We start from the raw sequence: 10,129 nt of genomic DNA on the forward strand, positions 1-10,129 counted from the left end.
TGCAGACAGATATTCCCATTTACCATATTCGTTGTATAGGATTTCCGCGAATGTTTTTTTGATTTATAATGCGGAAAGCCCACTCCCGGTTCCCGGAAAAATTTCCGGAAAGCCCCTTCCAGATTTAACTGTACATTCGCCAGTGCAAGAGAATCTACCTCTTTCAGCCATGGATATTCTTTTTTATATCCGGCCGGCGTATTTTTCAGCATCTTTTTTTCTTCCTGATAATAACGGATCTTATCCGCAAGCATCCGGTTATAGAGAAAACGGCTGCAGCCGATCGTTTTTTCTATCTGAGTTATCTGTTCTTTATTGGGATAAATCCTTATTTTTACTGCCCGGTTTATCTTTCTCACCCTGACTTTCTATATACTGATGGATTGTTCCAACAGGTGCTGTATTTCAAAGATTTCTTTTGTTCTCTCTGCTATCTTATCGTCCAGCATCTTTCTGCCATATTTCATAACCAGAATCAAACAAAAACACTGCATGAGAATCATTATCTAAACTCATTATGTACACTCACTTATTGCCTATTTCGACCGTCCAAATCCCAAGAGCATATTGTTCTTTTCCTCTATTATAATATATTTATTGTGTCAGAACAAGTGTTTTGTGATTTTTTATAGATTTGAACAGTAACCAGTAACTCCAAGACTTACAAGGTTATCAACGTGACAGTAGAATGTGCGCAATAACTGTGTTATACTGATAATATCTAAATGCTTCAGATAACAAGCAATCAATACACTAGAGCGTGTCTGAAAAATACTTTCTGTAAGATGTACGTCACAATTTGTTGGTACACTCGTTACTATCTGAATCATTCAAGCCACATTCTCAGGAGGAAGAAATGTCGAAAAAAGAAATAAGTTTTACAGAAGGACCTGTGTTCCAGTCTTTGCTTCGGTTTGCCATTCCCGTGCTTGGAGCATTGATCCTGCAGGCTGCGTATGGCGCAGTTGATTTGCTGATTGTTGGAAAATTCGGAAATGCCTCGAGTATTTCCGCAGTAGGAACAGGAAGTTCCTTTATGCAGATGGCTACTTTTATCATCACAAGCCTTGCAATGGGCTCCACCGTAATAATCGGACATCACATCGGAGAACAAAAACCAAAGGAAGCAGGAAATGCGGTCGGAACTACGATCATTCTTTTTCTGATCATTGCTGTCATCATGACATTTGTACTGGAATTTGCCGCCGGAGGAATTGCGCATCTTTTACAGGCACCGGCTGAATCCTTTGACAAAACGATTCTTTATATCAGAATCTGTTCTGCCGGTATCGTTATTATTATTGCATACAATGTAATCAGCGGGGTGCTGCGAGGTGTGGGAAATGCGAACCTTCCACTTCTGTTCGTAGGAATTGCCTGCGTCGTAAATATTCTGGGAGATTTGCTTCTGGTTGGAGTATTTCACATGGATGTTGCGGGTGCCGCCATTGCCACTGTATTTGCACAGTTTGTCTCTGTTGTCTGTTCTGTCGTTGTATTAAGAAAGCAGGATATGCCTATAGAATTTTCCAGAGAACAATGTCGGATTTATAAGGAAGAGTTGGGGAAAATATTGAACGTAGGTGTGCCGATCGCACTTCAGGAGACAACGGTTCAGATTTCATTTCTTGTTGTAAATTCTGTTATCAATCAGATGGGTCTGATGCCATCTGCCGGATATGGAATTGCACAGAAAATCGTTTCCTTTATTATGCTGGTTCCGTCCTCTATCATGCAGAGTGTATCAGCATTTGTTGCGCAGAATATCGGTGCCGGAAAGAAAAGCCGGGCATGGAAGGGTTTTTACACTGCAATCATTACCGGATGTTCCGTTGGAATCATCATCTTTATGGTAGGATTCTTCGGAGGCGGAGTATTATCCTCTTTCTTTACCAATGATTCCGAGGTAATCGCGCAGAGTGCCGCTTACCTGAAAGGTTTCTCTGCCGACTGTATACTGACTTGTGTACTTTTCAGCAGTATCGGATATTTTAATGGCTGTGGAAAAAGTATTCCTGTTATGATCCAGGGAATCACTTCCGCATTCTGCATCCGAATTCCGGTATCTATCATTATGTCGAGATTACCGGAAACATCTCTGACTTATGTTGGAATGGCGACACCGATTACAACTGTATATGGAATTATCTTTTTTATGATCTGTTTCTGGCGATTGAATAAAAAAGCAGCCAAATAACCAAAATGGTTTCCCGTTATCAGTTCTCTTAACTGAGATATTGATAACAGGAAACTATTTCTAATCGTAAGCGATGAATAATCACCAAATATCTTTTCTATCTTTTCCGGCTCTTTATTTACAAATGCACCACAAAGCTCTTCAAGTACTTTTCCATCACTTAAAAATGGGTTCCTTTTTCTGCCAAATTAATTTATACCACTGCTTCCACTATCGTTTTCCCATTCACCATAATTTTCCGGATTCCCGACTGTTTTTTCCTGTTAAAGTTGAAGCTAAGCATATATCCTTTATCCACATGATAATCTTCCAGATATCCAACAAGCTGCTGCTCTCCACGCTTATTATACTCGTCACCGTGCCATATCTTTAATTCAATTATATATTGCCGTCCATGATAATCTACAATTACATCTGTTCTTCGAAGATCTCTTGTTCTGGATTCGATGTAATAATTTCCTGTCCCGTTAATAATCGGTTTCAAATATAGTAAAAAGAACTTCCGCCCCTGCTCTTCCAGAAATTTTTCATCAGATTCCCCGTAAATATCATGGAAATGAACAACAAAACGTTCCAATATCCGTTCCATATCCAGATATCCATTAACTATAAACTGACTCTTATCCTGCAGGGCTGCCTTATATATCTCTGTCTGCTGCATCTTTGCTTCTGTAAGATAATAATTATATAATCTCGTTTCAAAAATTCTGTTTGCAATAACCACATTCCCATTTTGGTTTTTAATAAAGCCAAACATCTGAGCCATATCAATCGAGGTTTCATCCGGATTATACGCGATATTTCTTCCTGTAAAAAGTAATGTTTTCAGCATAACACTTAACTCCGGATAATCGCATATTTTTCCAACTAATGATTCAAATAAAGGATTTTTCTCCGCAAGCAGAATACGCACTGCTTCATTAAAACCATTTTCCGTCCATACCAATTTCAGATTTTCATATTCGTCCCGTACCCTTTCATCCATCAGCTGGCAGATTCTTGAAACCAGAAACGGATATCCTGCCGTATACGCATATAGCAATTCTGACATTTTTGATATATTCATCCCTGTACGATGATCAATTTCGTACTCCTGCAACATCCCTGCTATCTCTGATTCAGAAAAACTCATTTCGATGCTGAAATCTGCGGCAATATTCCATGGACTGTTATATCTATGTCCTTCCTCTGGTCTGAGTTTTCTCTTCAAATTCTTAATATCATACACTCCTGCCAGAATCACCGACTGAAATCCCGGATAAAATTCTCTGTCCAGGTACTGTGCCCTAAGCTGCGCCAGAAAATCAATAAAAACCTGATTATTCGCTGCACTGTCTACTTCATCAATCATAAGAACTATTTTTCTGTCTGCCGCTTCACATATATCACTTAATCCCTCAAATAGCTCTTTCAGAGAAAAGTATCTGTTAGCATAATCGGCATCCTTTCTCATCTCGTCTATAACTGAGGCCATTTCGTTATTCATAGTCTTACAGTTTCTGCGAAGTACACGCAAAAAAGAACCAGCAAATGCTACTGAAAACACATTTCCATTACTAAATTTCTCATTGTCAAATGTCTGAAAATCAAGTAATACAACATAATATTCATCCCGAAGTATTTCTGCAAGCGCGCGCAAGGTTGTAGTCTTACCATATTGTCTGGCCCTGTTAATAGTAAAATATTTTCCTGCATCCACAAGCTCTCTAATCTGTTGTAAACGACCATTAATATTTACCATATAATGTTTCTCTGGAATACACACACCTGTTGTATTAAAAACTCTCCCCATTCATCACACCTCACAATCAAAAATGGTTCCCGGCTATCACATTTAATTAAAACAATGATAACATGAAACCATTTTAGCGTAAAGCAACATTCCAAAGGTTTTATATAACTTTCAGACAATGACTTACTCTCTCAACACCTCATAATGAGAAAACATCTCCCCGCTACATGAATCCAGAAACTTCATAATCTTATCTAAATACATTTCCATCGTCCTGTCATCGCTGCAGTAGGTCTCATGTCTGGTTCCCGGCAGGTATACATATTCACAGGAAGTGATTCCTCTGTGATTGATTTTCTCTGCAAATTTTCTCAATGCGTTTACAGATACAAAATCATCTTTTTCTGCCTGAAATAGCAAAACAGGTGCTGACAGTTTCTTCCATCCGCAATATTTTATGTACCAGCTCATTTTTACAGACGCCAGAAGCCATCCATAAGAAGCTGCACTAACCTGGAATTTTTTATTCTCTTTACGCAGCTCATTATATTTTTCAAATCTCGGTCTGGAAGTACATCCACTGGTTTCGAAAGTCTCACTACCATCATAAGGCTTCTGACCAGCCACATAGTCTTCCTTTTTTCCCAAAAGGCACTTCGTCTGTGCAATAGCGATCACCAATGGCCAGGGAACATTTCCGGTAAGCGGGCGAAGCATAGGAGAATTCAATATAATCTTCTGAAACAGTTGCGGTTCCCATGCAGCTGCGATTGTACCAATTGCCCCACCCATGGAATGAGCAAAAAGAACCAGCGGTAATTCAGGGTATGTTTTTTTTATCACATGGCATATTTTCAAAAAATCCCTCACATATCGCTTCCAGGTATCTATATGTACAAGAGATGGATCTGCTGTCAGGCGATAACTTTGTCCATGTCCCATATGTTCCGGCATATACACATGATATCCAGCCTTCAGAAAATAATAAATCATCTCATCATATTTCGGCGCTGCTTCTGTAAAACCATGGCTGATTATAATCACGCCTTTCGGTTTCTCTGCCAGGTAACGCTGTACATGAATTTTCCCCACTATCCCCGTGTCTTTTTGATGCAGATGATCCTCTGCACCAGGAACGTACCCCTCCTGACGGTGCGTTGCAAGATATGGTTCTATTTCATTATTCATTTTATACAAATATTCATTCTCATGTATTATTTCCATTCGTATGTACTCCTGTTACTTTTTCATAATTCTATTGCTATCTGCTTTTCACCATTCGATACATGCCTGTATTATAATCTTTACTGGTGCCTATTAATAATCCCATTAATCTTTTTCTCATTATAAAATACCAGTATAATCCCGCCTATACAACAGAATACTGCTGCCCCAAAAGCAGCAACTCTATAACCAGTTCCTTCTGCTGCCCCTATCGTCGAGACTGCGGTAAATATCAGCATAGAAATACTCTGCCCAAGTTTAAATGCAAATGTCCTTGCCGCATAAAACATTCCTTCACGATTGCTTCCTGATGTAATCGAGTCGCTCTGCGAAATATCTGCCACAACAGCCTGCGGAAGAATTCCGAAAATCGCCATAGGAAGAGCCGCCACGACTGTCAGGATCAGTCCCTGCACCGATGCCGGAATAAAGCTTATTTTTCCCATAAATCCGGTATAAAAATAGGCAAAGCTAAATACTGCAAATGCAAACAAAATCATCTTTTTCTTTCCAAGTTTAGGAGTAAGCTTATTTACCGGAATATAAAATACAAGGGACAATGCTGTCATTCCCACAAAATACAAAGTTGTCATCGTTTCCGGAAGCTTCAAAAGACTGGTGACAAAAAATGGAAGACCTGTCTGAAACATGGTAAGTGCGATCCAGTAGAAAATATCAGATGCCACAAACTTGCGAAATTCTGCATTCTTAAAAGTAGCTGCAAGAGATCCGAAAGCTGACTCCTTTGCAGGAACCGTATCTACATAATCCTTTTCACGAATGCAAAATACAGGTACAAGCATACAGATAAACGCTACAGCCGCCATCAAAGTAAAGGTCATACGAATAGCTCCAACTCTGCCAAATGCCGGAATGAACATCCCCCATATCGTAGGTGCCAGATACGCCACTGCAGTTCCGGCAATAAATGTAAAAGAAATGACTGTGGAAATATTAAGTCTTTCCTGCTGGGTATGTCCAAGTTCCGGAATCAACGCATTATATGGTGTACAGTACGCGGTAATGGATAGATAGTATGCCAGAATCATAATCAGCAAAAACACTCCATTGATCCAGCTATTTTTATTAACCGGCGACCAGAAAACCAGTACTGTAGAAAGCGCCAGCGGTAAAGATGCCCATTTCAGAAACGGAATTCTTCGCCCATTCTTTGACGTACATCTGTCAGATAAAGATGCGATCATTGGATCTGTAAAAGCATCAAAAATTCTTCCGAAAGCTGTAATTCCGCCAATAATAGTAAATATGCCGAAGACCACCAGCCCCTGTGGAATAAATACTGTCTGTCCCTGACTGATGGCTGTCTTATCCGGCTGATAAAAATATACAAGCCAGTTAGAAATAATCCCGGACAGCATCGCCCATCCAAATTGTCCAGCTGCAAACTGCCATATTTTCCCTGTTGCTAACTTTTTCATGATACACCTCCAGATTAAAAATATTTTAGAAATTTCTTATTCCTCTTAACAGTAGCTCTATAATGATACGGATCTGCTTTTCACTCTCCACATTCTGGTCAGATGACAGAATATCTCCTCCTACTGCCAATTTCTCCATCAGTGCAAGGAGGGTATGTGTCAGAGAGAAATACATCTCATCCACTGAACAGTTAAAAGAAAGACTTTTATCTACCAGACCTTTCTCGAGAGCAATGGTCACATAAGGTTTCAATTTAAGAATCCCATTTTCATAATCAGCCAAATGTTCCTCTGATACATTATACTTTTTCACAAAAACATCAAATTCGTGAAGAAACTTCAAAAACGGCTTTTGCTCCAGAAATATCCTGCAAAAAACATTCAAAATTTTCCGTAACTGATCATAGCCTGAACTTTCGATGCCATCCATTTTCAAAGTAGCCTCTGATTTTGCATCAGCAATATTTGGCATATTACCCGTCTCCAACTCTCCTAAGTATTTCTCCGAAACCTTTTCCCAGTATACTTCTGCAGTCTCAATTACCAGTTCTATCTTTGAAGAAAAATAACGATACACCGTCGCTGCTCCCACACCTGCCCGTTTCGCAACTTCCTCCATCGAAGTATCCTCCACACACTTCTCCTGAAACAATTTCATAGAGGCATTTATAATTCTATCTCTTCTCTGCTGCGCCTGACGCACACGTGTTGGAGATGTGCCTTCTATTTTTTCCATCTGCTCACCGCCTTTTGCATTTTATGATAGTAATACTATCATTTTTATATGTATCATACAATATATTTTGCTCTATTTTAAAATTTTTATATATATTATATAAATCCATCTGTCATTTTTTGTGCATCTTATCAGCTCTTGTTCTTGTAATACAAAATTCTCAAAATAATCCTCAGGCCTGTCAATACCAGATTCAGAAATAAAAAAATGGTTTTCCGTTATCAATTCTCTTAATTGAGACAGTAATAACGAAAAACCATTTTTTATCAAATATAGATATTCATTTTTTCTCATATCTTTCAATCAGACACTGATGTTCTTTTGTCTTCTTGTCATAGTTTATCCCAACCAGCAAAATATCTCCGGTATAATCCAGAACTGAATCCGGATATTGCTTTTCCTTAATCTGTTGCAATGCTGTCTGAGCCTTCTGATTCCATTTCAATTCTACAATAAGAGCCGGATAATCAGACCTATATTCCGGTTTTGGAATATAAACAAAATCCGCAAAACCACGTCCTGTCGGAAGTTCCCTAACCGGCTTAAAATAATACTGTATCGTACTTAAATAGCCAATCGTAAGAACACTACTAAGAGAATTTTCATTGTTATATTGAATAACAGAAGCATATTCCCTATGGATTTTTTCAATACCTTCTGCTACCGCCTGCGCATCCAGATCCAGCGTAGCTTCCAGCAATTCTTCGGAATCGCGTGAAAAAGCGGCCATTTCATTCCAATGTTTTCTACGCACTGCCTTTGACAATTCCTGACGAATTTCCTCATTTGGGACAAATGCCCGTCTCCGATTCTGATCATAGGCCAGATATCCCAGATGTATCAAATATGTCAGAACATCATCACGACTGGAAAAACTTACCATATCATTTTGAAAAGTTGTCACATCAACCTCTACAGAATCTCCTGACAACATTTCAATAATAGATGACTTTAAACCATCAAAATCCATGTTAAGCAATGGTACAACAGCCTCGTAAGATGCCGTTTCTGACCAGTAACTTTTAAATTCCCCTCTAAGCATTACACTTACAACTGCCTGCGGATTGTATGTTTGATAATTATTTAAAAGATAACCATCATACCATCTTTTTACCTTATCATAATTCTGATGATATTTTCCGGCAAGTGCCTTTACTTCTTCTTCTGTAAATCCAATATACGGAGCCATATTTCCAGATCCCAACATTGTAAATTCATCAAAATTATTGAGTGCCGACTGCGTTTTCAACTTTTTAATCGGAAGAATACCTGTCAAAAATGCCAGCGCCATATATTTCGTAGGTTCAATTCCCTTAAACATTCTCCGTAAAAGTCCAATATATGCTTCCTGAATATTCTGATTCTGTGCCTCATCACGTATCAGAACATCCCACTCATCAATGATCACAATGAATCTGTTTCCTGTTTCCTGATTTATAATAGACATCGCATCCGGAAGTCCTGTCACATCAGAATCTAAGATATCCGGGTATTCCTTTTTTAATTCCTCTACTATATTATTCTGAATCGTATTCACTATTTCGCTGATATTATTCTCTGTAATAAACCATTGAACATCAAAATGTATCACATCATACTTATTCAGATATTTATGAAAATCTTCCGTATCACTCACAGCTAAATCCGCAAACAGATTTTTCGAATCACATCCCTTACTATAATAAGCAGCCAGCATATCTGCCGTAGTAGATTTTCCAAAACGTCTTGGACGGCTGTTGCATATAAATGCCTGTTTGGTATCAATAACTTTATTGGTATACGATAAAAATCCCGTTTTATCCACATATATTTCCGAATTCACCGCTTTTTGAAAAGCACTGTTATCCGGATTCACAAATCTCCCCATTCTTTACACCTCATAATCAAAAAATGGCTTTTCCCAATATACATCATTCCCCGAGAAGCTCCCCATATAAGAATTCCGGACAAATGTATCCATCAGGTCTCCTCCAATCTGAAGATTTTCTTTTTACTGCATGAGTAAGTTCCTGTCGTATTTCCTCATTTGGAACAAATGCAGTTCTTCTGTTCTGGTTATATCCCAGATAGCCAAGATGGATCAAATACGTAAGTACATCATCTTTGCTTTGTATATTTACCGTATCATTTTTGAAAGCAGCTGTATTTACTTTAATCGAAGCACCGGAAAGTATTTCAATTATAGCATTTTTCAAACCATCATAATTCATATTGATAAAAGGAACAATTGCTTCATAAGAAGCAGTCTCAGACCAGTAACTTCTAAACCTGCCCCGCACACAAACACTTACTACTGCTTTAGGATTATATACCTGATAGTCCTCCAGCAAATAACCATCATACCAATATTTTACTTTCTCAAAATCTCTGTGATATCTTTCGCAAAGATCCTTCACTTCAGCTTCTGTAAATCCAATATATGGCGCCATCACTCCTGCATCAAGCATTGTAAATTCATCAAAATTATTTAATGCAGACTGCGTTTTTTCTTTCTTTATCGGCAAAATACCTGTAAGATACGCCAACTGAATATATTTTGTCGGTTCCGTTCCCTTAAACATTGCCCTCAAAAAATTAATGTACTTTTCCTGTACTTTTTTATTTGCCGCTTCATCTCTGATCAGAACATCCCACTCATCAATAATTATAATAAATTTCTGTCCGACAATATTTTTAATACGCGAAAGACTTTCCGACAAACTTATCTCTTCTTCAGGCAGAACACCAGGGTAAATCTCTCTCAATTCAGCCTGTACGGATTTCGTAATAAACGCTACAACATTATCCACATTATCACAATT

Annotated in this window: 9 protein-coding genes; 1 reads left to right on the forward strand and 8 read right to left on the reverse strand. The window is 38.4% G+C overall.

The genetic code is table 11. From position 1 onward, the window contains the following. Positions 1–359 (reverse strand): helix-turn-helix domain-containing protein (locus tag I4V44_RS16535; RefSeq protein WP_196002988.1); only part of this gene is annotated, 359 nt, incomplete at its 3' end. A 267-nt stretch (positions 360–626) separates the two neighbouring features. Next, positions 627–830 carry a DUF6783 domain-containing protein gene (locus I4V44_RS18615; RefSeq protein WP_420314764.1) on the reverse strand — a complete coding sequence of 68 codons (204 nt, stop codon included), beginning with the start codon at positions 828–830 and terminating at the stop codon, positions 627–629. 26 nt (positions 831–856) lie between these two features. Between I4V44_RS18615 and I4V44_RS16540 the strand changes: the two genes are divergently transcribed. Then, on the forward strand, positions 857–2,197 hold the full coding sequence (locus tag I4V44_RS16540; protein ID WP_118613898.1) for an MATE family efflux transporter: 1,341 nt from the start codon (positions 857–859) through the stop codon (positions 2,195–2,197). A 193-nt stretch (positions 2,198–2,390) separates the two neighbouring features. On the opposite strand, the gene I4V44_RS16545 is transcribed toward I4V44_RS16540, so the two are convergent. From I4V44_RS16545 to I4V44_RS16570, 6 genes are all read right to left on the reverse strand, one after another. Further along, positions 2,391–3,989 (reverse strand): AAA-like domain-containing protein, encoded by a 1,599-nt coding sequence (locus I4V44_RS16545; protein ID WP_196002989.1) that lies wholly within the window; start codon positions 3,987–3,989, stop codon positions 2,391–2,393. Between the two features lie 123 nt (positions 3,990–4,112). Next, complete coding sequence (locus I4V44_RS16550; protein WP_196002990.1) at positions 4,113–5,153, reverse strand: alpha/beta fold hydrolase; 1,041 nt, start codon at positions 5,151–5,153, stop codon at positions 4,113–4,115. 80 nt (positions 5,154–5,233) lie between these two features. Continuing rightward, positions 5,234–6,592 (reverse strand): MFS transporter, encoded by a 1,359-nt coding sequence (locus tag I4V44_RS16555; protein ID WP_196002991.1) that lies wholly within the window; start codon positions 6,590–6,592, stop codon positions 5,234–5,236. Positions 6,593–6,617: 25 nt separating this feature from the next. After that, positions 6,618–7,328 carry a TetR/AcrR family transcriptional regulator gene (locus I4V44_RS16560; protein ID WP_118521984.1) on the reverse strand — a complete coding sequence of 237 codons (711 nt, stop codon included), beginning with the start codon at positions 7,326–7,328 and terminating at the stop codon, positions 6,618–6,620. A 280-nt stretch (positions 7,329–7,608) separates the two neighbouring features. Further along, a complete protein-coding gene (locus I4V44_RS16565) occupies positions 7,609–9,195 on the reverse strand; it encodes an AAA family ATPase (protein WP_196002992.1) in 1,587 nt (528 codons plus the stop codon). A gap of 43 nt (positions 9,196–9,238) precedes the next feature. Further along, the coding region (locus I4V44_RS16570; protein ID WP_243280310.1) for an AAA family ATPase at positions 9,239–10,129 on the reverse strand (891 nt) is incomplete at its 5' end.

This window comes from Blautia sp. 1001283B150304_161114_C9, assembly GCF_015668165.1.
Taxonomy (GTDB): Bacteria; Bacillota; Clostridia; order Lachnospirales; family Lachnospiraceae; genus Blautia_A; species Blautia_A wexlerae.

Bases quoted from the DNA above. Each gene is read 5' to 3' on its own strand.
- I4V44_RS18615 (WP_420314764.1), bottom strand. From the start codon at position 830: ATGATTCAGATAGTAACGAGTGTACCAACAAATTGTGACGTACATCTT.
- I4V44_RS16540 (WP_118613898.1), top strand. From the start codon at position 857: ATGTCGAAAAAAGAAATAAGTTTTACAGAAGGACCTGTGTTCCAGTCT.
- I4V44_RS16545 (WP_196002989.1), bottom strand. From the start codon at position 3,989: ATGGGGAGAGTTTTTAATACAACAGGTGTGTGTATTCCAGAGAAACAT.
- I4V44_RS16550 (WP_196002990.1), bottom strand. From the start codon at position 5,153: ATGGAAATAATACATGAGAATGAATATTTGTATAAAATGAATAATGAA.
- I4V44_RS16555 (WP_196002991.1), bottom strand. From the start codon at position 6,592: ATGAAAAAGTTAGCAACAGGGAAAATATGGCAGTTTGCAGCTGGACAA.
- I4V44_RS16560 (WP_118521984.1), bottom strand. From the start codon at position 7,328: ATGGAAAAAATAGAAGGCACATCTCCAACACGTGTGCGTCAGGCGCAG.
- I4V44_RS16565 (WP_196002992.1), bottom strand. From the start codon at position 9,195: ATGGGGAGATTTGTGAATCCGGATAACAGTGCTTTTCAAAAAGCGGTG.